The 24,426-nt window shown below is 42.6% G+C and carries 24 protein-coding genes and 1 pseudogene; 11 read left to right on the top strand and 14 right to left on the bottom strand.

Going from position 1 to position 24,426, the window contains the following annotated elements; all coding sequences use genetic code 11:
* Nucleotides 1-318 (top strand): IS110 family transposase (locus tag A136_RS10715; RefSeq protein ID WP_017065580.1); only part of this gene is annotated, 318 nt, incomplete at its 5' end.
* A gap of 116 nt (nucleotides 319-434) precedes the next feature.
* On the opposite strand, the gene A136_RS10710 is transcribed toward A136_RS10715, so the two are convergent.
* The 5 genes from A136_RS10710 to A136_RS10690 form a co-directional block, all read right to left on the bottom strand.
* The gene (locus tag A136_RS10710; protein ID WP_017065579.1) at nucleotides 435-1,400 is read right to left on the bottom strand and encodes a DEAD/DEAH box helicase; all 966 of its coding nucleotides are present in this window, start codon (nucleotides 1,398-1,400) and stop codon (nucleotides 435-437) included.
* A 240-nt stretch (nucleotides 1,401-1,640) separates the two neighbouring features.
* Complete coding sequence (locus A136_RS10705) at nucleotides 1,641-2,522, bottom strand: DUF7281 domain-containing protein (RefSeq protein WP_017065578.1); 882 nt, start codon at nucleotides 2,520-2,522, stop codon at nucleotides 1,641-1,643.
* Entirely contained in the window at nucleotides 2,519-5,311 is a 2,793-nt protein-coding gene (locus A136_RS10700) for a hypothetical protein (protein ID WP_017065577.1), read from the bottom strand. The genes A136_RS10705 and A136_RS10700 overlap by 4 nt, the downstream gene beginning before the upstream one ends.
* Nucleotides 5,311-5,874 carry a condensin complex protein MksE gene (locus A136_RS10695; protein ID WP_016796435.1) on the bottom strand — a complete coding sequence of 188 codons (564 nt, stop codon included), beginning with the start codon at nucleotides 5,872-5,874 and terminating at the stop codon, nucleotides 5,311-5,313. The genes A136_RS10700 and A136_RS10695 overlap by 1 nt, the downstream gene beginning before the upstream one ends.
* On the bottom strand, nucleotides 5,861-7,141 hold the full coding sequence (locus A136_RS10690) for a hypothetical protein (RefSeq protein ID WP_017065576.1): 1,281 nt from the start codon (nucleotides 7,139-7,141) through the stop codon (nucleotides 5,861-5,863). The genes A136_RS10695 and A136_RS10690 overlap by 14 nt, the downstream gene beginning before the upstream one ends.
* Nucleotides 7,142-7,288: 147 nt before the next feature.
* Here A136_RS10690 and A136_RS10685 point away from each other — a divergent pair, with 147 nt between their 5' ends.
* Entirely contained in the window at nucleotides 7,289-8,149 is an 861-nt protein-coding gene (locus tag A136_RS10685; protein WP_017065575.1) for a helix-turn-helix transcriptional regulator, read from the top strand.
* Between the two features lie 55 nt (nucleotides 8,150-8,204).
* On the opposite strand, the gene A136_RS10680 is transcribed toward A136_RS10685, so the two are convergent.
* Nucleotides 8,205-9,245, bottom strand: coding sequence for an NAD-dependent epimerase/dehydratase family protein (locus A136_RS10680; protein ID WP_017065574.1), 1,041 nt, complete (start codon nucleotides 9,243-9,245; stop codon nucleotides 8,205-8,207).
* A gap of 135 nt (nucleotides 9,246-9,380) precedes the next feature.
* Here A136_RS10680 and A136_RS10675 point away from each other — a divergent pair, with 135 nt between their 5' ends.
* Entirely contained in the window at nucleotides 9,381-10,202 is an 822-nt protein-coding gene (locus A136_RS10675) for a glycosyltransferase family 2 protein (protein ID WP_017065573.1), read from the top strand.
* A complete protein-coding gene (locus A136_RS10670) occupies nucleotides 10,195-13,257 on the top strand; it encodes a glycosyltransferase family 2 protein (RefSeq protein ID WP_017065572.1) in 3,063 nt (1,020 codons plus the stop codon). Before A136_RS10675 ends, A136_RS10670 begins: the two co-directional genes overlap by 8 nt.
* Here the strand turns inward: A136_RS10670 and A136_RS10665 are convergent.
* From A136_RS10665 to A136_RS10635, 7 genes and pseudogenes are all read right to left on the bottom strand, one after another.
* Nucleotides 13,178-13,951: a hypothetical protein gene (locus tag A136_RS10665; protein ID WP_029235317.1), complete on the bottom strand. Its 774-nt coding sequence runs from the start codon at nucleotides 13,949-13,951 to the stop codon at nucleotides 13,178-13,180. The genes A136_RS10670 and A136_RS10665 overlap by 80 nt on opposite strands.
* A gap of 29 nt (nucleotides 13,952-13,980) precedes the next feature.
* Entirely contained in the window at nucleotides 13,981-14,862 is an 882-nt protein-coding gene (locus A136_RS10660) for a radical SAM protein (RefSeq protein ID WP_017101641.1), read from the bottom strand.
* Between the two features lie 170 nt (nucleotides 14,863-15,032).
* Entirely contained in the window at nucleotides 15,033-15,869 is an 837-nt protein-coding gene (locus A136_RS10655; protein WP_017065571.1) for an IS3 family transposase, read from the bottom strand.
* 8 nt (nucleotides 15,870-15,877) lie between these two features.
* The gene (locus A136_RS23120; protein WP_017065570.1) at nucleotides 15,878-16,003 is read right to left on the bottom strand and encodes a hypothetical protein; all 126 of its coding nucleotides are present in this window, start codon (nucleotides 16,001-16,003) and stop codon (nucleotides 15,878-15,880) included.
* A gap of 256 nt (nucleotides 16,004-16,259) precedes the next feature.
* Nucleotides 16,260-16,685 (bottom strand): annotated as a pseudogene (locus tag A136_RS10645) (class I SAM-dependent methyltransferase); the annotation flags it as partial.
* 114 nt (nucleotides 16,686-16,799) lie between these two features.
* Nucleotides 16,800-17,240 carry an RNase H family protein gene (locus A136_RS10640; RefSeq protein WP_004734958.1) on the bottom strand — a complete coding sequence of 147 codons (441 nt, stop codon included), beginning with the start codon at nucleotides 17,238-17,240 and terminating at the stop codon, nucleotides 16,800-16,802.
* Nucleotides 17,241-17,316: 76 nt separating this feature from the next.
* Nucleotides 17,317-17,502 (bottom strand): AlpA family transcriptional regulator, encoded by a 186-nt coding sequence (locus tag A136_RS10635; RefSeq protein ID WP_017065568.1) that lies wholly within the window; start codon nucleotides 17,500-17,502, stop codon nucleotides 17,317-17,319.
* Between the two features lie 148 nt (nucleotides 17,503-17,650).
* On the opposite strand from A136_RS10635, the gene radC reads away from it, so the two are divergent.
* From radC to A136_RS10600, 6 genes are all read left to right on the top strand, one after another.
* Nucleotides 17,651-18,121, top strand: coding sequence for a RadC family protein (radC, locus tag A136_RS10630; RefSeq protein WP_004734956.1), 471 nt, complete (start codon nucleotides 17,651-17,653; stop codon nucleotides 18,119-18,121).
* Nucleotides 18,118-18,546, top strand: coding sequence for a DUF2787 domain-containing protein (locus A136_RS10625; protein ID WP_017065567.1), 429 nt, complete (start codon nucleotides 18,118-18,120; stop codon nucleotides 18,544-18,546). Before radC ends, A136_RS10625 begins: the two co-directional genes overlap by 4 nt.
* Before the next feature lie 49 nt (nucleotides 18,547-18,595).
* A complete protein-coding gene (locus tag A136_RS10620) occupies nucleotides 18,596-19,036 on the top strand; it encodes a DUF2787 domain-containing protein (protein ID WP_004734954.1) in 441 nt (146 codons plus the stop codon).
* A gap of 576 nt (nucleotides 19,037-19,612) precedes the next feature.
* Entirely contained in the window at nucleotides 19,613-19,948 is a 336-nt protein-coding gene (locus tag A136_RS10610) for a hypothetical protein (RefSeq protein ID WP_004734952.1), read from the top strand.
* Nucleotides 19,949-20,055: 107 nt separating this feature from the next.
* Complete coding sequence (locus tag A136_RS10605; protein ID WP_017065565.1) at nucleotides 20,056-20,742, top strand: hypothetical protein; 687 nt, start codon at nucleotides 20,056-20,058, stop codon at nucleotides 20,740-20,742.
* Nucleotides 20,743-20,798: 56 nt separating this feature from the next.
* Entirely contained in the window at nucleotides 20,799-22,154 is a 1,356-nt protein-coding gene (locus tag A136_RS10600; RefSeq protein WP_017065564.1) for a hypothetical protein, read from the top strand.
* A 43-nt stretch (nucleotides 22,155-22,197) separates the two neighbouring features.
* On the opposite strand, the gene A136_RS10595 is transcribed toward A136_RS10600, so the two are convergent.
* Nucleotides 22,198-22,830 (bottom strand): inovirus Gp2 family protein, encoded by a 633-nt coding sequence (locus tag A136_RS10595; protein WP_017065563.1) that lies wholly within the window; start codon nucleotides 22,828-22,830, stop codon nucleotides 22,198-22,200.
* A 1,229-nt stretch (nucleotides 22,831-24,059) separates the two neighbouring features.
* Here A136_RS10595 and A136_RS22725 point away from each other — a divergent pair.
* A partial coding sequence (locus A136_RS22725; RefSeq protein WP_032546927.1) for a hypothetical protein occupies nucleotides 24,060-24,426 on the top strand: 367 nt, incomplete at its 3' end.

Genomic DNA, 24,426 nt, shown 5'->3' with positions numbered 1-24,426 from the left:
GGTTCTCAATTTGATAAAAGCCGTGATTTCTCTGCTTGGCTAGGACTCGTACCAAAGCAATATTCCACAGGAGGAAAACCTCGCTTAGGCCGAATAACCAAACACGGTGATAAATACTTACGAACACTATTAGTTCATGGCGCAAGGACCGTGATTGCCAACCTTGGCGACAAGCAAGATAAGTTAAGTCAGTGGTGTCGAGGCGTTCTAGAACGAAGAGGAATGAACCGAGCGATAGTGGCACTGGCCGCGAAGAACGCACGAATTATATGGTCGCTTTTACACAATCAAACCGAATATGAAAACTATGCTGCTTAAGTAGAAACCTAAGCAGCATAGAGAGTTAAACCCACCGGGTCATTGCAGACGCTAATGATGGAGATAGGTTAAGACCACTTGCGGAGAGCCTGTTAATGCGGCGGACACACTAGATGTCATCTAACGAATAAGGCACCGCAGTCGCGCAAAGTCATCAGGGCCACGACGTATGCGAATCGTCGATAAGTAGGCCGAATGTAGAGCGGCAGTCCAAAACCCATCAACATAAGTTTAGCGGATGTTTGACAACCGGGGGAATCCATGTAGCCGCTATAATAAGGCTTTGCGTCAATACCGCAGGAATTAAGCCAGCCCGATACAATTTCGGCATCTCGCTGAGTAAGTACGTATACGATTCCAGTACTTTCTAAGGTAGGGATAGTTTGAGCCAACCAAGCTAAGCGTGACGGCTGATCAGGAAGAACTATATTTTGTAAAGCTAAACTCTCTCTAATAAGAGGGCCTCGTTGGATTTCTATATCACCCAACTGGATTTGAATGTCATCGATAACTCTATCGTTTGCCGTCGCTGTTGTTCCTAATACGGGTGTATTATCAGGCAACAACTTCAAAATATTTACAATACGTCGATAGTCTGGACGAAAATCATGTCCCCAGTCAGAGATACAATGTGCTTCATCCACTACCATGAGCGAGATGCTATCTGATATTGGGCGGAGAACCGTTTCAACAAATTTATCGTTGGCTAAACGCTCTGGTGAGATCAACAAACAATCAACCTTGTCGTCGAGAATGTCTTTAGTAACTTTCTCCCAATCAGCTATGTTAGTGGAGTTCATCGTCACCGCTTTGATGCCTAAACGCTGCGCAGATTCGATTTGGTTACGCATTAAAGCAAGCAACGGTGACACGATGATAGTTGGACCTTTGCCTCGGTCTCTAAATATTTTGGTACTGATAAAATAGACGGAGCTCTTACCCCAGCCGGTTCGTTGGACAACTAACAATTTTTGATTGTGGTTAACTAAAGCATCAATAGCTTCCCACTGACCTTCTCTAAATTGAGCACCTTCGTCAGCTATCGCTGTTTTGAGTAGTTGCTCTGCCGTTTGTTTGTCCATCTAACCCACCTATGTAATTGGTTTTGTATCAACATAGAAGAGACTACTTAAGAAAATCATTTTAAACAATGAGATAGCCTACAATTAAGACAACATGTTGAATATGTTTGATTGGTATCAAAGCGAGAAGCCTCAAATCAACGACAGCAGTTCTTATAGCTGTGAGACTCTACATACCACGGCCAATTTTTATTCTTGATTATTGAATTTACTAAAGGGACGATGCTTGAAATCCGTTATTCATTCATTTCCCAACCAAACAGCCTCTTGCTCAAGAGCTAAACCATGTTTCTTCATTTCCATCACGAGTTCTCGTAACGAAGGGGAATGATCCAAAAGTCTCTGACTATTTTGCTCAAACGAATCAAATTCTCGAGCAGTATCATTCCAAAGCTGGTTTTGCCCATAACACACCAATAACTCTTTCCAATTAGGCATCAACCAAAACTCTGCTCTTTCTTCTAGTTTTGAGCTTAAGCGACGATAGTTATTTAACCCTACGCCATCATAGTCCGAAAAAAAACAGACCCTCGGTGCCCTATCAGGCGCCGATAACCATTCAATCAGTTTGTTGTGTAGCTGCCCTCTGTACCATATAACAGTCGTGGGTTCGTTATTGGGTAACCAATCTAAGCGGTCAAACAATGCTTGGTTTTCCACCAGCCAAATAGAATGGTGAGTGTGAAGATTTCTGTTTCGCTCTCCACCTACTTCAAGCGAAAAAACACCGAATTCTTCTGTCGCGATTTTTAAGTGCTCAGTTAGCACTTCTGATACCCTCCATAAAGGGTTAGCAACCGTTTTGGCCAGCATGTAACTTACATCGTGACTTGCACGCCCTTGTTTGCTGCTCCGTGTAGATGCTATGTTTACAGCTCTTTGCGGGGCTGATGAAGACACGTTTTGATTTGGTGCCAACTGCTCCAGTGTGACTTTAACGACATCCATATCTAGAATGCGGTAGACCACACCACGCCCTTTAGGAGTAGCTTGTACACTCTGAGTTTTGCGGCTGAACTCATCAAGCTGTTTCTTCTGAGATGTCGTCAGTGTACTTCCGGCAATGGAATCAGGGTACACCTCGATTAGCCGCGTTAGTGCTTTAGCCAATGCCTGACTCATAATGATGGCTCCACTTGTGACTGCGGCAGTGATTGGCTCTCAATTTGTTCGAAAATCTGCCAGCTATTACGGCTAATGTGGTTCTTGCCATTTGCCTGGTGGATTGGCACACAATAACGCGCCGTGGTTAATGGTGCTGGTGAAGCAAAAATCAAGGCAAAGCCAAATTGTTCGGCAATCTCTATCAAGTTAGCTTGGTTCTTAGTGTCCAGAGCTAATGCTTCATCCAAATAGCATATCGCTTTCATTTGATGACGTTTATCTTGCATTAGATGCAACATCGCCAGACCAGTCACAAGTTTGGCCATCAACACTGTTCCGTTGGAAGCCGCACTATCAATATCTTCAAATGACTCTTGTTGTTGTCCTTGCTTGGCAACGACAAACTCAAGTCTAAACAAGTCTGCGACCCTCAGGCCTTGGCGAGCATTACCTTCTTCAATCAACAGACTCTTCGCTCTTTCTAGCTCCGCATCATCAAGAATACTAGCTTGGTCAAACAGTTCGAAACTCTGACCACTTTCAGTTTGCTCTGCTTGCTGTATCAGTACATTCATTGCATCAACAAGCTGACTTTCTTCAACTGGTTCGATTTTGAAAGTTTTGAGATCCGATAACTGCCTGTGACTGATTAAGCGGTTAAACTCCTTCATCTTACTTTGCAGTGCATAGAGTCCACTGCGCAGCTCTCTTAGACTCGCTGTGACGTTTACCACTGCCGAGCGGGCGCGTCTTTCTAGTGCTTTCTTCTCATCACCTAAACAATGACTGAATTTAATTATGCCTTTTAACTCGTCATCTTGAGTTTGCGCCATCTGGAACTTTGTAAGCCCCTTCTGAGCTAACTCGTTTTTTACTTGGCGCAACTCTTTGGACAGTTTATCGAGATCTTTGCAATCCTCGATGTACTGTTCGAAACGAACAGGCAGATACTCAAGAGACCAATCATCCATTACTATCCAAGGGGTATGAGGTTGCTCTGAAAGCATGCTAAACAGCGCTTGATCATCAATTCTCTGTCTTTTTAGCTTTTCGACGCTGCTATCGTCCGAAGACAGCTGACTTAACTTGTCCGCAATCTCACCAATTTTCTGTGCCAATTCATTGTGTTTCTTGTCTGCATTCTCAAGAGCTGTATTGATCGCTACCAACTGGCTATCAAATGTCTGTCTTTGCTCGTTTCTTTGTGCCTGACCGTTTGTTAATTGTTGCAGCTGCTCGTAGTCCCTCAAGTCCTGTTCACACTGTTTTACTGCTAGATTTAATTCGTTCTTTTTCCTCTCCGCGGTTTCACTTTCTCTACTTACTTCAAGCAGTTGTTTTAGTTCCTTTATTTGTTTATTGATATCGCCTATTTCCTCTACCAGCTCCTGGCCTGTTTTTTGAACATGCTGTGGAATAAGCTCCTCAATAGACAGTTTTAAACCTGAAAGCGAGAGTTGCTCAGAAGATTCACAATTGAGCATGTGTCGAAGCTGATTGATGTCAAACGAATACTGCGAAGGTGGCAGTTGCATTACTCGCTGGCTAAGTACTTTGTTCAGCTTTTCTAACTCATCTACATTAAGCACTTTAGAAAGGTGAAGGTATAAATTGTCACCCAACGTTTGATGTTGAGACTGCAAGCTCTGCATCTGATCTTCTTTCTCTTTCAACTGTTTGCCAATCACGGCAGAAGAGGAACGCTGTGATTGAATACACAGGGCCGCCTGTGCATCATATTCTTGCTCCGCAGTTTTCAGTTGACTCTCTAAAAACGATTGATTCGGGATCAAGGTAAACCGCTGTTTCAGCTCTTGTTGCTGCTTCTCGGTGCGGTTTAATTCTTCCAGTTTATTGGTTAAGTCAGTACGCTCTCCTGCATGGGCGATATCTTGGCTTCGAAACTCACGTTGTGTTTGCTCAAGCTTAGTTTTTTGCGTTGCTAGATTATCAGCCAGCGTTTGAACATGACCATGCCAATGCTGCAGCAGTTCATTCACCTTAGGCTGACATGCGGCGATCTTTCCTCGTAGCGACAAGGTACGCTCAAACTTTTGTTCGAGCTCTTGAATCGTTTCCAGATTATTAACGGCTGCTAGGTACTGCTCGCGTTCTAGATTGATGTCTTGAAATGCTTTCTCCCACTCCTGTTTAAAATCGATGCTGGAATTGGGTAGTTCTCGACTAAATATCTTCAACAAGTAGTCTTTCACATCACTGGAATTGAGCTTGTCGAGCCTTAGCGTCTTGGTGAGTACCTGCTGAAACGAACGAGCGTCGCTTACGTGTTCCAATTTGAATACCGTAAAATCGATCTCGCTGTTTTTCTTACTTTTTGTCCCCCCATAAATCGAGTGTCGAAACTCTTTATCATTGTACTTATAGACTCGATGTTTCTTTGTCGCTAAGTGATTGACCAGCTTTGGTTGGGTGACGATGTTGCCATCATTCAAGCGAAAATCATCTAAGTTCAATTCACCTTTATAAGCGAAGTACTCATAGTCATGGCCTACCCCTTTACCTACACACCCAAACACGACAGTGCCAGTTTGCGGTAGGATAACTTCTAGCAGAATGTAAGCGCTGTTGTTCGGGAAGTAAAAGCGGCGAGCTTTCTCTAATGTATGAGAGCCGAAATCCATTCTCCTTTGATCTATGATGAGCAGAAATTGGAGGGCATTGATTAAGCTAGTTTTGCCATGGTTATTTGGCGCAATTAGTGACACAGAGTCATCAAGAGGAAGTTCTGCTCGCTGGTACCCAGCACTGCCAATTAAAGCTAAACGTTGAAAACCGTAACTTAACATTATTCATCTTCCTCATACGCTGCCACATCACTTTCGGATGTTTGTTCAGTGATAGCTTCAAAATGGTCTAGGTAGCGATATACCGAAGGCAGCATACGCCAATGATTATTCTCTTGAGCGACAAAGCCTTTTCGCACTGCGTTGTCGAGTATCTTCGCTATTGCATTTTGGTCGATCTCTTCTGCATCCAAAAGCTCTTGATTCTTTTCGTAGACCTCATCTAGAAAGGCATTATCAATCGTCCATTGGTAAAACTGACCAAGGGAGCGGCCGCTATCAGCTTGATGGTCAAATATCACCATCAGCAATAGTGCTAACTGGCGTGATTGTTTATTAATGTTCTGGTTTCCCTCTTCATCATGGAACCAAGCAAAACCGCGAGCATCAATGCGCAATTCAAAACCTAAGTTAGCAAATAGGTGTTGGTATTGTTCTGCTTGTTGTTCTAGCTCATGCCATAAAGCTGCATCCGTCGAGCGGTTAAGATGTCGCCCTGAGTTGAAAAGGCTAAATAACTCAGTCAGATGAGCCAGCTCATTTAAATCGATTTTACTCGTTTGCATTATCAACATCCTTTGCATTTGTTGAGCCAGTCAACGTCTTTATTTCATGGGGGTGGTAGGTTACGGCTACTGTGTTCAACGCTGTAGTACTAGATTTCGTCCCTAATGTGCTTTGCCATTGAGGGTCACGGACAAGCTCGTGATAGAGTCGCAACAGCTCGGCATCTGGTAGATGTTGATAGTTTTCTCTGAGCCAACTCATTAGATTCGCCAACGGTAGTGAGTCAGCAAGCTGCTCCCTCAGAAGCTCTTCATCAACCCAGTTGATCATTGAACTGGTTGGCGCTTCCTCTTCTTCTGGGAATGGCATAGAGCTAGGTTCAAAGTTCAAAAATTCTGCCATCAGCTCACGCACCTCGTTACCCAACTGAATTTTAGTCACGCGACTACTTTTCCACATAGGCAAACCTTCAGTGTTCAGTCCTCGCGCTAAACCCTTTTTACGAACTTGGCTTAGCTGCTTGCTGATCAGCGCTGATAACTGGTTATGTTGCCTAGCTTCCTCTCTCAATGGCAATAAGGTATCGGCACATTGCTGAGCAATCACTCGCCCCTGGTATCGAAGATCTTTAACTTGATAAGCTATTTGGCGCATTGCCAGCCTTTGTTGATACAAAGATCCACGTATGGAAAGCATGTCAACGGCAGTATCGAGTGCTTCTTCCGCCTTCTCTAATAAGGGGTAGAAACTACCTCCAAGACCGCTATCCATCATTTCGTTCATGGGTTCAACGTATTGATCGTATACTTCTAGCACTTCACGGTAACGACGTTCAATTGGGACACTGGTATCCGCGGACTTCGCCTGCTCTGCTATCTCAAAAATGGCTTGTTTGTCTTGAGTTAATTGCTGGGTAATCTTTCTAACCAGTTCCGACAGCCTGTTCGCGCCAGTGCGAAGCAAATCATTGTCCGCTACATCGAGCCCTTCTATCACTTGGCTGGTGGCATTTTTGACCGCATCCACTCGCGCTTTAAGCACAGCTGATAGACCTAATTCATGCTCTTGAGTTAAGCCTCTGACAAAGTCCACAACTAGCGTATTTAGCTGATAGTCGCTACTTCGATTAATAGGCTGCAGTATGTCTGCATTGATAAGGCTAGTAAGAACTGTATTGCTATCCGCGTTTTTATTTTTGTACTGATTGATCACCTGCTCAAGCAGTCTGAGTTCAAATGCCGGAAACTCGCGCGAAAGCCGAGTTAGCTGCTCAACCACCTCCCAATGTTGGTGTAGCTGAAAGGCGAGACTTTTAGGTGCAACCATCTGTGATTACCTTATGTGTAAAGTTCAAACTCCAATATACCTTGCTATGCGTTGACTCTATGATGCCCCCGCAATAATATGACTTCATTAGCTACAGGTAAATGCTGATTACATATACAAGTCGCATAACTAGACAGGAATCAAACTATGAGCAAATGGCCAATACGCTGGGATCTGCTGTTCCGCTATCGAATGATAGAAATCATTGCATTATGGGAAGGGCGACTAACTACCAACCATTTGATTCAGAACTTTGGTATTGGCAGACAGCAAGCTTCGAAAGATATCAACACCTACCTAACCGATGTGGCGCCAGGCAACCTTATCTACGATAAGCAGTTAAAAGGCTACAAGCCCAGTGATAGCTTTGTTCCAAAGCTAACGAGTGGTCATGCTGATGAATACTTACACATCCTGTCTCGAAGTGAAGATATGACTGTGACTTTCAATGAACTTGATATGGGCTTTGAAAATACGACGATGGTTCGCCCAGTGACACGCAACATTACACCCGAAATTTTACGACCATTAGTCCAAGCAATCAGAGAGAAGAAACGTGTCGATTTAAGCTACACATCATTGAAGAATGGTGAAGAAGTAGAACGGATCATCTCTCCACATACACTCGTTTGTACACCATTACGCTGGCATGTTCGAGCTTATTGCGAACACTCAGAAGACTATCGAGATTTCGTGCTGAGCCGAATTCGAGGTGTTCCAGCTCTTGAGACAAAAAAAATAAAAGGGAAAGAACAAGATGAGCTTTGGAACACTCATCTCTCTATTAACTTAATCCCCGACTCAAGATTGACCGAAGCCCAGGCTAAAGTAATTGCACACGACTACGGTATGGAAAAAGGCATCCTGGCTATACCGACGAACGCAGCATTGGTTCGCTATGTTCTTGATGCTTATAACATCGATATTAATGTGTTGAATTCGAACCCTAAAGGACAACAGATCATCTTAGGGAATTTTGAGGAGCTGAGGCCGTATTTGGTTTTTTAGGTGCGCGTGAATACTTTAAAAAGCATACAACGCACCTTTGTAGTCCAGCATAAAACTAAATCGACTGATCTGCACTCTTGATTTGTTGCTGAGAAATTCTCCGATAATCACTGTACCATTCCACGAAAGCTGTAACGCCTTCGTGGAATGGTACTTGTGGCCTAAAACCAATCTCATCAAAAATCTCTTTTACATCAGAGTATGTTGTATTCACTTCCCCTACCTGCATTGGCTTCAATTGCCTTATCGCAGATACTCCCAGTTGACATTCCAACAAATCAATCATTTTTGTGAGTTTAACTGGAGCCCCGCTACCAACATTAAAAATCTGATATGGCGCCGAGCTTTGCGCAATAGTCTCGTGAGCTTTTAACCATTCATGGTTTTTCTTGGGAATATTCTTTGTTACTCGAACTACTGCTTCTACAACGTCATCGATGTAAGTAAAGTCCCGATAAAGTTCCCCGTTATTGAAAACATCGATCGGCCTTTTTTCAATCATTGCCTCTGTAAACTTATAGAACGCCATATCAGGTCGACTCCAGGGACCGTAAACGCTGAAAAAACGCAGTCCTGTCGTTGGTAACCCATACATTTGAGAGTAGCTATGAGCCATTAACTCATTTGCCTTTTTAGTTGCAGCATAAAGAGAAACTGGGTGATCCACATTGTCATTCGCTGAAAATGGAATTTTATCGTTCAATCCATACACTGAGCTCGATGACGCATACACCAGGTGTTTAATTTTAAAACCTCGACACGCCTCTAGGACTGAAAGAAAACCCATTAAGTTGCTCTGTCCATAGACCATAGGATCTTCCGAAGAGTAACGTACGCCAGCCTGCCCAGCTAAGTGAATCACGCACTCAAATTGCTCTTCATCAAATAAACGAGTTAATTCATCTGAGTTTTCGACACTCATACAGTGAAATTCGAACCCTACATATCCAATCCATTCCAACCTCGCTTTTTTAAGGCCAACATCGTAATAGTCATTGAGGTTATCAACGCCGACCACATCGTATCCATCAGCACAAAGCCTGCGACAAATATGACTACCGATAAAACCGGCGGCACCCGTTACAAGTGTTTTCATAGCCTTCCTGTAATTGAAAAAAACGCATAGATAATGCAAATGTTGATCAAATGCTCATAAATGTCAGTCAGTTACATCACATACTCATCAATTTGCTTATTATAATCAAGTCAATCATCAATCAAAGTCTCAATAATGAATAATGTCATTGTGCTGATCGCTACAACGCCCAGGCTTTCACTACTTTCAGAGCATGCGCTTCCTTCAGTCATCAATCAAACATGCCAACCTAAAGCCGTTGTGCTCGTATCAGATACACGCTCACTAGATCGGAATGAAGTAGAGAACCTGCGTTCTGAACTCAAAAGTATTCCGCTGCGTGTATTAGTCAATTCACGTGCATCCGGCGCCGCTGGCAGTTGGAATACCGGTATCAACTATATCTCTGATAACTTTCCAAATAGCTATATCGCTATCATCGATGATGATGATGTTTGGCAGCCTGAGCATCTATCTTCTTGCCTGCTTAGCAGCGATGACGGAAAAGCAGATATCGTTCTGTCTGGTATCAATGTGAAGATTGATCACAAAACAGTCGCTACCAATATTCCCATAGATCTTGAGGTTAAAGACTTTCTAGTTGGTAACCCAGGATGGCAAGGCTCAAATACCTTTATTAAGACCGAACTTGCTACCAAAGTTGGTGGTTTCACTGACGGCTTAACTAGTGGAAATGATAAAGATTTTGCAATTCGAATTTTGGAGTCCGGATTGGTCACCATTCGCTATACCAATATGGCGACCGTAGATTGGATTTGCAATCAAACACCCGATGCCCTTTCTGCCCCTGGCTCAAAACAGAAACTGCGCGGGTGCGCGCAGTTTCTAAAACTTCACGGAGAGAAAATGTCACAAAGTGAAATGGGTATCTATTTCGAACGCGCCGCTGCACTGTTTACACTTTCCAAGAACGATATATTAGACGAAATAAAACTTCTGGAGAGTGTCAATGGCTAACTTTCACCCACGCGCTCCCATTAAATACACTAAGATCTTGTGCGACCGAAACTTACGAGTTGCGCACACTTCGGCACCAGAATTTGACACTGCTGAAGTGGTAGTCGCGATTACCCACAAAAACCAACCGCAAGGCCTCATCCGCGCTCTTGACAGCGCACTTAAACAGTCTCTTACTCAAAAGCAGATTGCACGCATCGTTGTACTGGATGATAGCTCTGACATAAGTTGGTCAGCGGAAGCAAGTGCTTTACTTCACCACCCAGCTGTTACCCTCTTGCAAGCCGAGTGCGGTTCGCCAGCTAGGGCACGCAACCTTCTCTTGGACTGGGCAGATACACAGCCATGTATACAATGGGTTGCAAGATTAGATGCTGACGATGAACTGTTTGCTAAAGATAGCCTGCATGGGCTTTGGAAGGCTGTTCGCGATACAGATAAAGTAGCGGCTCTGGGAAGCAACAAGCTGAGAAAAGGAGGGGTGATTCTCCAAAATGACAATATCGCAAATCCAAACGAGCTCTGTAATCATCTAAGTTTAGCGGGATTTATCGATAATTTTGCTTCTGCCAAGCAACAACGAGAGCTTCCTTCATGCAACCTATTACTGAAGAATAATCTAGGTATCAGGTACCCAAACATCAGAAGCGCAGAAGACCACTGGTTGGTCACTAAACTATTAATGCTAAATCCTTCCAAGGTAGCCGTTTGTTCTTATCCTATTTATGCCATCTACTCTCTTGATGGAGAAGATACAAAGACAAATAAGTCTAACGAAATTTGGCAAGATCAGAGAAATAGGCTTGCCTATGTTGCAAGAACATGGAGCACTCTATTGTCTACCAATCGCCATCTGTTAGGTGTTGGTATGGAAGGGGCGGTTTGGCTACAGCATAATCAAGTGGTTAAGGAGTTCTACCCTTGGGCTATTTCAGATACCGAAGTCCGAAGCCTGCGAACCTTACTCGCCGAAAAAGACCTTCCTATTTCTACGGTAACTTGGAGAAAGTGTGATGGTCTTTGGCAGTACAGCACCTCCTTCCAAAATAATGCATTAACTAATGAGAAGCTTTCCGAAAAATCCATTGTAGATTACCTCAAAAAACTCTATCACGCTGGAGTTTGCACTCTCAACATCAAGCGGGATAACTTAATTGTCACTCCACAAGGAGACCTGGAATACATTGATGTCGGAAAGGACCTACAGCCTCTCACGTCCTCACGCTTTCGGGATATGTGTGCCCGCCTTTATTCTATTGGAATATTGGCGAATACTGACGAAGAAGTCGTACGTAGGCTAAGCTGGCGAAGACAAGATGATGCGTTGATGAGCCTTCATGGATTCGAGCAGTTCTACCGTAAGTTAATCACTGAGCTTCATCCACAATGCGTCGAACCTTGCCGTAACCTAACACCGACTGTCTCGTGTAAGAGTGAATCTGTAACTCTAATGATCAAAGCCTGTGCGCAAGATGCTAAAGTACTTAGTGACCAAGTACTGCATATCGTTACGCAGCTTCGCTACCCAATTGATTTCGCACAAACAGTTCTTCTGATTGATCCTCATGAGGGGCAATTTTTACGCCAGTATTCGAATCCAAACCTAGCCTCCGTTATTGAACAAGCCGAGAGGCTGAGAGACAATGGACTAATTGACTCCGTGCTAGTTTCCCCTTCAAGCGCAACAACCATAAATACAACGTATGAAAAATGGTTTGCACAGTCTAAGTGCGGAGAAACACATACCTGTCAAAATGCTCCCTTGTTCCCTCAGATCTGGGGATTTGACCAAGTTACGACTCGATATGTACTGCAGTGCGATTTAGACGTGCTTATTGGTCGCCGCAATTGGCACCATGATTATATCGCCGACATGATTTACGCTTGTGAGCCTAAGGATGTACTTGCTGTTGGCTTTAATATTCCCAAAAGCAGCTCTAATTTTAATCCTTATAAAGGAGCTCCGGGTGAATTTGCTCCTGAGGTCCGTTTCGGACTCTTGGATCTCGGTAGGATTCGCCTTCAACTGCCAATTGAGAATCCCTTGGACAGAGGCAGATTCACTTTAACCTGGCATCGTGCACTACAACAAGCAATGAAATGTAAAGGGCTTCGCGCTGTACGTGGTGGGGATCCACAAAGTTACTACGTCCATCCTCGAAATGAACACAAACACCTTCCTGAACTTTCATTGGCAAGGGACTTGATCTCTCAGGGAATCGAACCGACGAAGCAGCATGAGGAATTTGATTGGGTACCCGGCAATCATTGGCAATATGAACAAAGGCATGAAGCAATCGTTTTTTTATTAAAAGGTAGGTATACCGGCCACGCTCTACTAAAACGTTGCCTAGACTCATTGCGTAACCAGACAAATCAAAGCTTTGGTATTATCGTGATTGACGACGCAAGTGGCTCCGCTCATAACTGGTGTTATCCAATGTTGTTGGATGAGCTTCAGGCTAAAACCACACTGGTAAGGCGCAGTTCTAACACTGGGAGAATGCCAAACTTCATATTGGCAATAAAAGAGATCTGCCAAGATCCTAACTCTTTGGTTGTAGTGTTAGACCAAGATGACTGCTTAATGCAACCCAGCGTTGTTGATGCTTTGTATGCAGCCAGAAAACAGGGTGCGGACTTAGTTCAGATGCCTATGTTTCGTCCTAATAAACCACTGCATTTATACCAGCCTGATTACCGCAATCCTCGACTTGCTGCCGGTGCAAATGTATGGAGCCACATAAGGGGATTCACCAAAGCGTTGTTTGAACAAGTCCCCGAGAAATATTACAAACACAAAGACAGCTCTGAGTGGTTCGATTCGGCTACAGATTATTTAACCATGTTACCTATGGCGGAACTGGCAAAAGCTCCTATTTACCTAGACACAGGCTACACCTATTGGCACATGCGTAAAAAGCTAGGCCGAGATGAAAAAGAGCACAATAACCAAATGGTTCAAGAAATTATGTCTATGCCTTCACTTTCTCGGAGAGAAGTAGAGCTTGTTGAGCCAAAGCCAGATTTTTTTGAAGCCGGTTTACCTCACTAGACAATTCGTTGTCGTAGAGCCACCAGTTTGGGGAGATGCTACACCTCCCCCTTAAAACAAAAAATAGTGATTCTAAGGTCTTTAAGATCGAAGAATCAATGTGCTCCAACCATGCCATAGGCTTAACCTGGGATAGCCCTTTCAATAATTGAGTCGCTTCTTCTTTTGGTAAACTTCGCAACGACTGAAGCTTGGAGCAATGTCGAGTGATTGTTACGTCATCTACTTTGTCATGACGCGCTAGTTTCACTTCATAGCCAGGCCAATTTAATTTATCCATCCAACCAGAGGCGAGACGACGTTCTCCCAGCCAGTTATGATATGCCGCTGGCAGCGCTTTCCGTTTATTATAATCTAGGGGTCTCTCTAGTGAAGGCAGCAAATTCATCCTACTAACATTTATTGTGACACCAAGTTCAAGCATTGTTTTGAGAGTGAGCAGACCAATTGAAGGTTTACATCCCAATAGGTCCTCCAATTCCTTCCCATATACTTCTAGCTTTTCACAAAACAATTTGCTCGGTACTTCGCCTTGAACAAGAACGCCTGCCGTGATGCCTGCCAACTTACTATTAGTCACCACCAAATCAGCGATTGAAGCAGTGGTCAATGGTTGATTAAATCGGATAACTTTCTCATGTTTTTTGATGACTAAGTCCCCTGGACCATTGCCAACAATATGCCATTCATCCACTTTCTATACCTTTTGCAATCAAGCCAGAACTAACGCTTTTTGTTGCTTTCCCACTCTTGATAAATCTTCTTCCATGTTGCTGAAGTGCGCTGCTCAAATATTCTAGGACGTAGTTTTGGTGGAACATAATGCCCATCTCGAAATCGTCCACATAAGCCACAATTACGCCTCATTAGATCACGCATTTCATCATCACTGAATGGTAAACGCTGCCGCCCACCTTTTATATTTAATACTCGGTCAATACCACCAGCAACCGCACAAGGGTAATAACCCTGAGGCGTAAGACCTAAACCGCAAGTCTTTGCGATATCACAGCCGTTCGAGAAATCACTAAACTTGTGGTACCAACTATCAACAGGAGCTAAGTTAAATGGGCCAAAGTCTGGTTGAACAGAATCCGTTTTCGCTGAGTTTTCAATACACAACCATTCTGGAAGCATTGATATCACTTTATTGACGCGACGACCATAGCCGTTAGTCACAAGCTGAATAGTCAGAGCAGGATGAGCTAGCTTTAGGCGATACAACTCCGAAAGGATCTCGCTGAATTGAGGATGTAGCGTTGGCTCTCCACCTAACACTCTTATTTTCCGCCAGTGCCTATTCTTACTTAGGCTATCGTCAACAAACTGGGTTATTTCATCGAGTCCAATATGTGTTTTCGATGGGGCTTGGGCTGAAGAGCGATTACAGTTATTGCACTTCAAGTTACACTGGTAGGTGATATCTATTTCAATCAAGTCATCAGCAACCTGATATTGGTAACCCATCAATCTAGTGACTGGCTTCTGCACGCGGAACCATCGCCAAAAAGCTTTTAGCTTGAATCCAAACCTGACAATATGAAACCATTTCTTTGGATATTCATATGAGTACTTAAATGGTTCTTCGTTACGACTCTTTGTCACAGCATCTCCTTGTCAAAAAAGATCCAGACCTTGTTATTAGCCTAAGAATAAGATTACTCGGATGATATACAGCACCTTTGCATATTACGAGTACTCGATGAGTCAATGTAAACAAGTGTGATATACAACTAGATAAATATTGTAACGGTCAAATAAACTTGGAGACTTTTTTAGGCACTTTTTCTTAAATTTATCTCATACTCTACTGGTGAGATATTTCCCAATTTATAGTGTCTTCGTTTTTGATTATAGAATGGTTCAATATAATCAATTATGTCGGCAATGACCTCATGCCTTGTAAGGTAACGACGATAATTTACTCGCTCTGATTTTAAGCTACGGAAAAACCTTTCTGTTACCGCATTATCTAAGCAGTTTCCTGCTCGACTCATACTTGAAATCAGCCCTTGCTCCTTTAACGAATGTTGAAAAGCTTCACTGGTATATTGTACTCCCTGATCTGAATGAAATCGTACAGGATGATTAGGCTGACGCTTGTTTACTGCCAATCGTAAGGCCCTGGTTGTTAACTCACTATTTGGTTTATCTGAGAAAGCCCAACTAATAACCTTACGAGAGCACAAATCCATAATTACCGCTAAGTACAACCAGCCTTGTTGTGTTCGTATATAAGTAATATCACCAGACCACCATGTATTGAGCTCTTTAGGGATGAACTGACGATTTAAATAGTTTGGCGCAATAACTGAGGCCTTGCCGCCAGCAGGATATCGATGTTGTTTTGGTCTTTTCGCAATGACACCTAAACGTCTCATTGAGGTTCTAACTCGATGAATACCAACATCAAAGCCCAAAGCCTGTAACTCACTATGCATACGGACTTTACCGTAAGTACCATCCATATCAGCATGAATTTGTTTTATCGCCGCATTAAGCTTAACTCTCTCTGGAGGGAGTAGCTTCGGCTTAGCTCTATAATAAAACGAACTAGCAGCAATAGATAAACAACGACATATCTGCTGAACTTGGTTACCAGCCTTTTTCAATTTCTCAGCTACTTGCTGCCGTTGTTCATTTCCATAGCGAAAAAGGCTGAAGCTTTTTTTAACAGATTATTGTCACTTTTCAGTTGCTTAACTTGTTTTTCTAGCTCTTGAATACGAATTTGTTCTGGAGTCAATGCTCCTGATTTCGGTGTGATACCCTTTTGCTCATTGCGAAACTGTGTAACTGTGTAACTGTGTAACCCAACGTTGGATAGATGATAAGCTTACGTCCATCGCATTAGCAGCATCTTCGTGCTTATATCCATGAACAGTAACTAGCTCGGCACATTCTCGTTTAAACTCGACTGATAGTATTTTCTTTGGCATTTCTAAACCTCATTAGTTAGACAAATATTACCTCTAATAAGGTCTCCAGTTAAATCATACCGTTACAGTGAACACTAGTTTTCCATTCTCGGAGAGCAGCTCAGACAATACAGCGATCGACTCTTTTCGAACCGCCGAATTTAGATGCATCCATACCGCTGAAATTAAAATCAAATCGTAATGACTACACAGCTCTCTAGCTTTGCTTAAAGCAGGCAGAGCATCGTCTAACCACTGAACTTGAGTCGAGGAGTTTAAGCTCCCTAACTGGCGAAGTTCGTTTGCTGGTTCAACGGCGACCACTGAGCAGCCTTGTTCAACAAACCACCTCGTATCTCGGCCTGAGCCAGCACCAATATCAAGTACCCTTATAGCACCACAAGGCCAATACATGCGCCACGCACGGTGGACATTTTCAAATTCCAAAGAATCATATTGGTTTGAAAGCTGAACCGCGTTTTCGTTGTAATAAGAAGTATTTCCCGACATAAACCGACCTATATATCAATCTGACTCGATAATATATAGGTCGTTTGAATATGACGATTAAGTCTTTGATAAGTGTTAATAACTGTGATTAAGATCTCGGAGAATAAAGCCAGTTCAAAGCACCTCCCTAGCCATATCCCCCGCTCTCCCCATCTGTTCATAATCCCCGACCTTATGCGCTCGCCTTACTTCCACAAACTTGCTCGCTCGATGCATATCGACCTGTTGCCATAAATGACGGTTAGCTACTGGCTTCTTATCAGATTTTCGCCACCCCTTTGCTTTCCAGTTATCTAACCATTCATTGAACCCTTTCACACAATATTCACTACTCGAATACAGGCAGTCTCCATCTCTGGCATAAGCTATAGCTTCTATCAATGCGATAAGCTCTAACTCAGCACTATCGGCAATCTCACCGACTAATAGATTATTTTTGTCAACTAACTGCCCATCGTAGTTATAAACACTGATACCAATCCCACCCTGTAGCTTTGATGCGTTTCCTTTTGATGTTGCGATACCGATATAGATTGCACAGTTTTCTTCATTCATGGTCTTGCTCCTTTGTTCGAGTTTTGGCCTACCATTTTGGTAATGCCTTAATTGGTGCAGTGGCGTTAATTCAGTCTTAATGGCTTGGTCTTTCAGCCAAGCGCATTTCCATCCAGTTATTCACCTCTTCTTCTACCCAAGCGACCGCCCTATCTCCCAAGCTTACCGATACAGGAAAATTACCTTCGTCCATTTTTCTGTATATCGCCGAGCGGCTTAATGCAGTTTTCTCAATCACTTCTTTTAGCTTTAAAAATCTCATGGGACGTTCTCCTATGCCTGTGGTCCTCATGGGATAAGGAGATAGTGTTAAAAAAAATGAGGCTGGCTCGGCTTACTCTGATTCAAACCTTTTTGAGGTATATGTCATTAAAGTGAATTACCTAAAGCCTGATTAAAGGAGAACCAAAATGAGAACACTTTCACCACCACTACTCTCACAGCAAGAGCATGAACATCGTGTTCTAGAAAAAGCCGCTGAGATATTAGAAGATCGTTATGTACGAGGCGATGTATTTACCAACCCACAAGCTACCCGAGACTATTTGCGATTTAAGATTGGCGGCAGTGAACGTGAAGTGTTCGCCGTCATGTTGCTAGATAACCAACACCGATTAATTGAGTTTGAGGAGTTGTTTCAAGGGACTATTGATGCGGCAAGCGTCTATCCAAGGGAGGTAGTAAAGACTGCTCTGAAGGCCAATGCGGCAGCGGTTATCTTTGCTCATAACCATCCATCAGGCGACTCTGCGCCATCACAAGCAGACAGGCGCATCACGACGAGATTGCAAGATGCTTTAGCGCTCATTGATGTTCGAGTTCTGGATCATATTGTTGTCGGAGAACAATGCACATCGTTTGCAGAGAGGGGCTGGTTATGATTGAGAAACACTATGGTGACCTCACCCTCAATAGCAAACTCCACCAGCAGTTAGAACAAACCATCGCTCGCTACTCGATCCCTAAAGACACGACACGCATTGCACTCAACTGCCGAAATACAAGCTACTACAAAACAAAGGAAGGGGTCGCCCCTGTAGAGATTCAGTTAAAGCGGGAGAATTCACGCTCTGATTGGAATTTGGTTTTTGTGGCCAATTTCACTTATCAAGATGAAACCACCGACTCGCTCGATGTGTATCTCTATTTCCACCTACTTAATCACTGGTGCTATCAACCAGATGCGGGGGCAGCGAGCCTGAGCCATCCAATCACAACAAAAGTGTTCCAAGCCTGGATGTGCGCTTTCCATGAGCATTTAACTCAGCATGTCTTCGATGACATACAACTCACTCAAATCCGCTAAGGCTAACCAATCACCACACTCTTTCATCTAAATTCAAGGAGGCATCAATATGTCTACTCTGCTCTTTCACCCATCAAGTTTACCTGTGTCTGACAAACTTCACGCACTGTTAAACAACCATTTTCAACAACAATTAACCCAGTGTGAGTCAATAGCCCAAAGTACTTACCTGACGTTCAACTTTCGAGATAGTTCATACAGCTCAGAAGCTGGTGGATTTCACCCTGTTGAAATCGCGATGACACAGATCTCCAGTGGTCTATGGAATGTCGAATACATCACTGATTTTGCTTACGTTGGGAATGTGTATCCAGAATTGGCGCGATGTCTAGACTTTGATTTTCGAGACCAAGCGTTCTTTACAGAGTTCGGGGGATGGAGCCCAATCAAGGGCAACTATTCCGCTGTAGAGATGTTCGAGCTTTGGCAGGATAACTTCTTAAACTACATCGATATGGAAGCGTTTGACTCTATATCTATCACTTCGTAATGAGAGAACAACCCGTCCGGGTCTATGTCACGATACAAAGGCACCGGACCACTACAGCCATCAAAAGTCGTGCTTCGGAGAGAGCTAACCCTATATGTAGCAAGGCCTGAATGACTTTTCATCATTGACTCCCTCCCCTCGACTTAACACTACATTACCGATAAGTGATACCAATCATGCCCAATATCTCCCCATTACAAGAGCAGCTCACAAAAGCGCTCATCAGAGTCGCTCTCGCGAGTTGTCATTACCTTAATGAACAGTATCAGCACTTTAAAAAGGAGGTAGAGCAAAGTTCAGATCACGAACTGTTTGAATTCGTTCAACGCCTTTCTTCCACCCATCTGAAACGGCTCTTAGCCACTATTGAGTTGATGAACAGAGGTTATCTACTAAGTGAAATTCTAGAAGCAGCAAAGGATAAATAATGGCCTTTCCCGAGGTCATTTAAATTCAAATATACAGCCCATTTCACATAATCATTATCCGCAATTTGAGTGAGACGTTATTTGTCTCACCCATCCTTATTCTAATGCCATCAGTGATGGTTCATAGACACCCAACTAAGGATTCACAATGACCACAAGTAATGTACTGCATCATACCAATGATGAAGAGCTCATCGCTTTAATCCAACGAAAAGAGTCGTTCACCTTAACTCGGGTAAAAAACTTCTCTCAGACGGTGAAAAAGATTGAGCGGCTTATAGAGGCTCAAAATCTATCATGTCGAATATACACAGCAGGTCGCTCTACAACGATGGCTGCCACCTTGGCTTCCGGCCCAGCTGTCATTTTTGGCCTAGCTTCAGCAGCCGCAATATCGGCGCATAATTTAGCCACAAGAAACCCAGACTATGAAATAGCTAAATACCCTTTCGCAGACAAACTCGTCATTAACTACAAGAAGTAATCGTATCAGGCTGTGTGGCCACCAGCCGATCCCTAATCAACTTGATTCTTAAACTCATCACTCAAAAGTGTTGAGGCGATTGATCACGTTTCAATTTTGGTGGTCCCATGCCCTCTAAACCCAACAAGCAACGCATCGAACATATTGAGTTGGTATTTGAAGTTTACTCTCTCATCCCTACTCAACGAAAGATCACGGCGAACGAAGTTCATCAACGACTAACAAATACGGGCATTGAACGCTCTAAACGCACTGTACAACGCTGCTTGAACATCTTGACGACTTATCTAGATGTGGAAAAAGACGATAGAAGCCTCCCTTATAGCTACCATCGACGAGCTCATTCTCAATATGCTATTGGCCCTAGCGAGTCTCTACTTATTGAACTCGCTTTTGAGAGCTTAAGATCGATGCTTCCTGAAAGTTATCGTTCAAGTGTTAAGGACTGTTTTGCTCCGTTACTGTCAGCGAATCATCACCAAACCTCACGTACTCATGTCCGGCATAAACGGCTTGGTAACAAAGATGATTATAACGAGGCTCTTTTTGACAAACTTTGTCTATCCATCTATCACCAACGCGAAGCTCGGCTCCATCTACGTAACGAACAAGTGCTTCAATACGTTTGTCCACTTGGGTTGGTATTAGAGAATGATTGCCTTCAATTGATCTACCAATTCAAAAAGCGTATTTGCTCAGCCCCACTCAACCAAATTCAAGACATCCACGTCAGTACGTTCGAGTTCACCTACCCTGAAGGGTTTTTACTATCTGAGGCCATTACCTCTAAATAAAACTCAACACTCAAGATCAAGACCAACATGTTCAACTAACCACACAAGGAAGGATTATGAAAAATACAATGTTATTGAGGACAACTCTTGTCAGCTCTATCGCTTTCGCTCTGACAGCGTGCGGAGGGGGTTCCAATAGTAATACTCCAACGTCTCCACCAGCCGACCAAACGCGCTCAATATCAAGCATGAGTGTTGTTAATAATGGTTTTCAAACCTTTAAGCCTCGCGCTCACGATTTAACTGGCTATCGAGCATATTCTAGAGCAGCAACGCTCAATACGCCTTTAGACGACGGGCAAAGTGCTTACGTTTATGAGAACCCAGAAAACGGTGAGGTAAGCTCGATTAGCTTTGAAGGCGATGATGCTGAGAGCGTTGTGACTCCGACTATCGATATGATCGTCGACCTAAATACCACCTACTCCGCAATCAACATGAGTAATGTCACCGTCACTGTGGATGACGTGGTGTATGAAGGTAATTACACCCTCATACAGGACAAGAATACCGGTGATCTTTATCCATTGGTCAAGAGCGGCGTTCCTATCTATAAGAAGGTGGAAGCTGAGCATGAGGCTTGGATTACCGATACACGCTTTTCCCACAATGGAGATAGCACGCGTATTTACTTAAGGCACAGTGATGAACTCAGCCTGCATAAAGCAGAGCTTATCGACGGTACGTTTGTCATTTCTAAAGTCTTTGATGATTACTTCAGAAACAACGTCATTTTATCAACAGGTGATATTGTCACCGTTCCTTGGAGTGGAAATAGCTTAACGTGGGTAAAGCAAGACGGTACCGAGCACAACTTTAATTACGATACGTCACAGTTGTCTGTTCCATTTCTATACGCAGATAAACTCTATGCAATTCGAGATTCCGATGATGCACTGATCGAGCTAACGCTGAATGGAGCAACTTTAGACCAAACCGATGCTCTATGGACCACCAATGGATACAGGCCATCCTCTATGAGTGTGGTCCGTGGCGATTATAAAATGCATTCAGATTGCTCTGTGTATCAGTTCGATGACACAACCAAAACCATCACACAGCTCGAACCATCGAAAGCGCATAGTGGCCACGTAGCCAATGCAGGCCAAACCTCACTGTACTGCATGTATTCAAGTACCGATGATAATAGTGCACTGCCTAGCTTCATGCGTTTTGATGTCAGTAAGGCTGAACTTAACCAACCGGCTACAACGACAACCGATGCTTCTAGTGGTACTAAACTCGATGCCAATGAACGAATGGCCGTTGTCAGCGACAACGAGCTGATGTTCTATCAATATCCAAGTGGAACCTTTACTGAGTACTACATCAACTTTGACGCTGGTACTACAGTGGAAAAAGAAGTGAGTTCAATAACGGCTATTAAGATGCAAACCGTCACTCAAAACTAATTATTTAGAAGGATTAATGAGGGCGATGTTCTGCCCTCTTTTTTTAGGTTCGAGAGCACCCAAAACTTCGTGATCTATCGCCGTAGTGCTTGGTCTCAACCTTAGCTAAATAGCTGACTCGTTTAAACAGGCTACCCACCTGTTGGTCAAATTTATCTGAGTTTTGCTCTAACCAATAGGTAGGGTTGTCTGGGAAGTGGACTAAGGTATCACCTTCATTGGCTTTGATATCCAACGCTCGACACCACGCCTTCTTTATCATGTCTGATAAATTGCCTTTTTGATCAAACCTTCCAAGAGAATGGTACACGTCTTTGTTCAATAACAAGACAAGGTGGTAATGGTGACTCAATGACGTGCTTCTTTCTTTACACCAAGCATATCGAACCTTACAACTACGAACAGTTTGACCTCTCTTTTTTTTTCGACTGAGATCAGCTTGAATCTGAGCATCTAGCGAAGCGATAAAGTTCTTGATGACTCCAGTGTCATCGAACAATAAAGATTTAGCTAAACGTAAGTCTACTCTAATGGCTGTCGTACGAGGGTATTGTGTAATGGCTTTATCAATCGTGTCATACAGCTTATCAAGGTAGCTAAGAACTAAACCACCTTTTTGCTTTAAGATTGGCAATCCATTGAATGTATCATTGGTCGTTGTTTTGAGTTTTTTCATCGTTATACCTTTGTAGTTATGGTCTCTGGTATAGGATGATTGGGAGTGGTTATTTAATGAGGTGAGTATCTTTATTGAATTGTGTTTGGTAAGGGTAAGTTGATGAATGGTATATACGTAATATTACCATACCGCAATAACGAGATATGCATAGGCCCCGGTCGAACCATTCCATTCTGATTTTAACCCAAAACAGATGATGTCAACGTTACAGCTCGATCAATTCCGGGTAATAAACTCGAAATTCCAGCATTTGAAGTTACTCTGAAATTAAGTACCAAGCGTTCATCTGTTAATCTGCGCCAAAATATAATAGGTATGCTCTTTTATCATTCGATTATCACAATCCAAATCAAGCAAACGCCCGCTTCGAAGAGTTTGACTATCATGAGATTTAGAGCTAATGATACTTAGGTCGTAATAGGTGTCATCAAAAACATATAACGCTGAAATACGACAGGAAGATAACATAGCAGTGATAGCATAATCCTTTCCAATATATCTTATTCGATATCTTACCTTCATTTACCATCTCTTACTTCATGCCTTAAATTCGCTTGTATTTGAGCGTAAAGAGAAGCAACATACCTTTGAACAAGATTATTGCTCCAGACATTTTTGCTGGGTTTCGCACATCAATCAATATAGACATAATGGTTTCAACAACCTCTATACGCATAATCCACCGTTATCAGATATATTCAGTAAGTCATCAACAGTAAGCTCATATTCATGGGTTAATAGATCATTACCCATAAACATACCTTAATAAGGTTACTTTATCATTCGTGCTCTTCATTTATATATCATCCTTTCGTCTGATATGGAATATGAGAATAATGTAATTAATCAGTCTAACTTAGAATTACTTATCAACGATTGATAGCACAGCTTAAATGATAAAAATACTATATTACTATAACAAAAAGAGTACTTTAAACTGATGTGTTTCTTATTACATATATCAAACGATTGACTAAAAACGACATTAGGTACTCTTAAAACCTCACACTCTAAACGCTCATACATAGATCCAAGTTAATCAAACTCCGAAGTTATACAGAGTAACGGAAATGGTTCAAAGCCTTAAAAACCAATAGAAGATAGAGATTTGCTTCCAAATTTTAGGTAAATAGTCAGAAAATCGTCAAAATTCTTAATAAAAATCTCATCAAAAAACCACCTAAAACCTACTATGGACAATCATAAAAACTACTAAGTAGGTTAGTATGTCAGCATATAGCACGCACTCATTTGAGAAAAAGTTAACTAAGTATTTAAAGGGTAAGGATTTGACATCCCTCAAAGTTATTGTTTCATCGGTTAGGAAAGAAAATAGACTTAATATTAGCAATGAAGATATCGAACGAAATAAAAAAGGGTTGGAAGAATTTATATCGAGAAGGTTTTTATCTGATAAAGGCCTTCTTTATTCAACTTATGAGGTTGCCATTGAATACTTTGATGGAATATTAAAAAATAGTTTCAATGATAATGACTTTTCATTTTTAGATTCAAACGATCAGTCAATATTAATGTGCGTATACAGCCACTTAATAAATGACACTACATTAAATTTTAACTACGGGCTAAGAC

Source organism: Vibrio crassostreae 9ZC13 (assembly GCF_000272045.2).
Classification (GTDB): domain Bacteria; phylum Pseudomonadota; class Gammaproteobacteria; order Enterobacterales; family Vibrionaceae; genus Vibrio; species Vibrio crassostreae_C.
Note: the sequence above shows the minus strand (reverse complement) of the source record. Positions and strands in the feature narration are given on the sequence as shown.

Bases quoted from the DNA above. Each gene is read 5' to 3' on its own strand.
- A136_RS10625 (WP_017065567.1), top strand. From the start codon at position 18,118: ATGATTGAGAAACACTATGGTGACCTCACCCTCAATAGCAAACTCCAC.
- A136_RS10600 (WP_017065564.1), top strand. From the start codon at position 20,799: ATGAAAAATACAATGTTATTGAGGACAACTCTTGTCAGCTCTATCGCT.
- A136_RS10620 (WP_004734954.1), top strand. From the start codon at position 18,596: ATGTCTACTCTGCTCTTTCACCCATCAAGTTTACCTGTGTCTGACAAA.
- A136_RS10610 (WP_004734952.1), top strand. From the start codon at position 19,613: ATGACCACAAGTAATGTACTGCATCATACCAATGATGAAGAGCTCATC.
- A136_RS10700 (WP_017065577.1), bottom strand. From the start codon at position 5,311: ATGTTAAGTTACGGTTTTCAACGTTTAGCTTTAATTGGCAGTGCTGGG.
- A136_RS10670 (WP_017065572.1), top strand. From the start codon at position 10,195: ATGGCTAACTTTCACCCACGCGCTCCCATTAAATACACTAAGATCTTG.
- A136_RS10680 (WP_017065574.1), bottom strand. From the start codon at position 9,245: ATGAAAACACTTGTAACGGGTGCCGCCGGTTTTATCGGTAGTCATATT.
- A136_RS10690 (WP_017065576.1), bottom strand. From the start codon at position 7,141: ATGGTTGCACCTAAAAGTCTCGCCTTTCAGCTACACCAACATTGGGAG.
- A136_RS10635 (WP_017065568.1), bottom strand. From the start codon at position 17,502: ATGAGATTTTTAAAGCTAAAAGAAGTGATTGAGAAAACTGCATTAAGC.
- A136_RS10605 (WP_017065565.1), top strand. From the start codon at position 20,056: ATGCCCTCTAAACCCAACAAGCAACGCATCGAACATATTGAGTTGGTA.
- A136_RS10595 (WP_017065563.1), bottom strand. From the start codon at position 22,830: ATGAAAAAACTCAAAACAACGACCAATGATACATTCAATGGATTGCCA.
- A136_RS10675 (WP_017065573.1), top strand. From the start codon at position 9,381: ATGAATAATGTCATTGTGCTGATCGCTACAACGCCCAGGCTTTCACTA.
- radC (WP_004734956.1), top strand. From the start codon at position 17,651: ATGAGAACACTTTCACCACCACTACTCTCACAGCAAGAGCATGAACAT.
- A136_RS10705 (WP_017065578.1), bottom strand. From the start codon at position 2,522: ATGAGTCAGGCATTGGCTAAAGCACTAACGCGGCTAATCGAGGTGTAC.
- A136_RS10710 (WP_017065579.1), bottom strand. From the start codon at position 1,400: ATGGACAAACAAACGGCAGAGCAACTACTCAAAACAGCGATAGCTGAC.
- A136_RS10640 (WP_004734958.1), bottom strand. From the start codon at position 17,240: ATGAATGAAGAAAACTGTGCAATCTATATCGGTATCGCAACATCAAAA.
- A136_RS10695 (WP_016796435.1), bottom strand. From the start codon at position 5,874: ATGCAAACGAGTAAAATCGATTTAAATGAGCTGGCTCATCTGACTGAG.
- A136_RS10685 (WP_017065575.1), top strand. From the start codon at position 7,289: ATGAGCAAATGGCCAATACGCTGGGATCTGCTGTTCCGCTATCGAATG.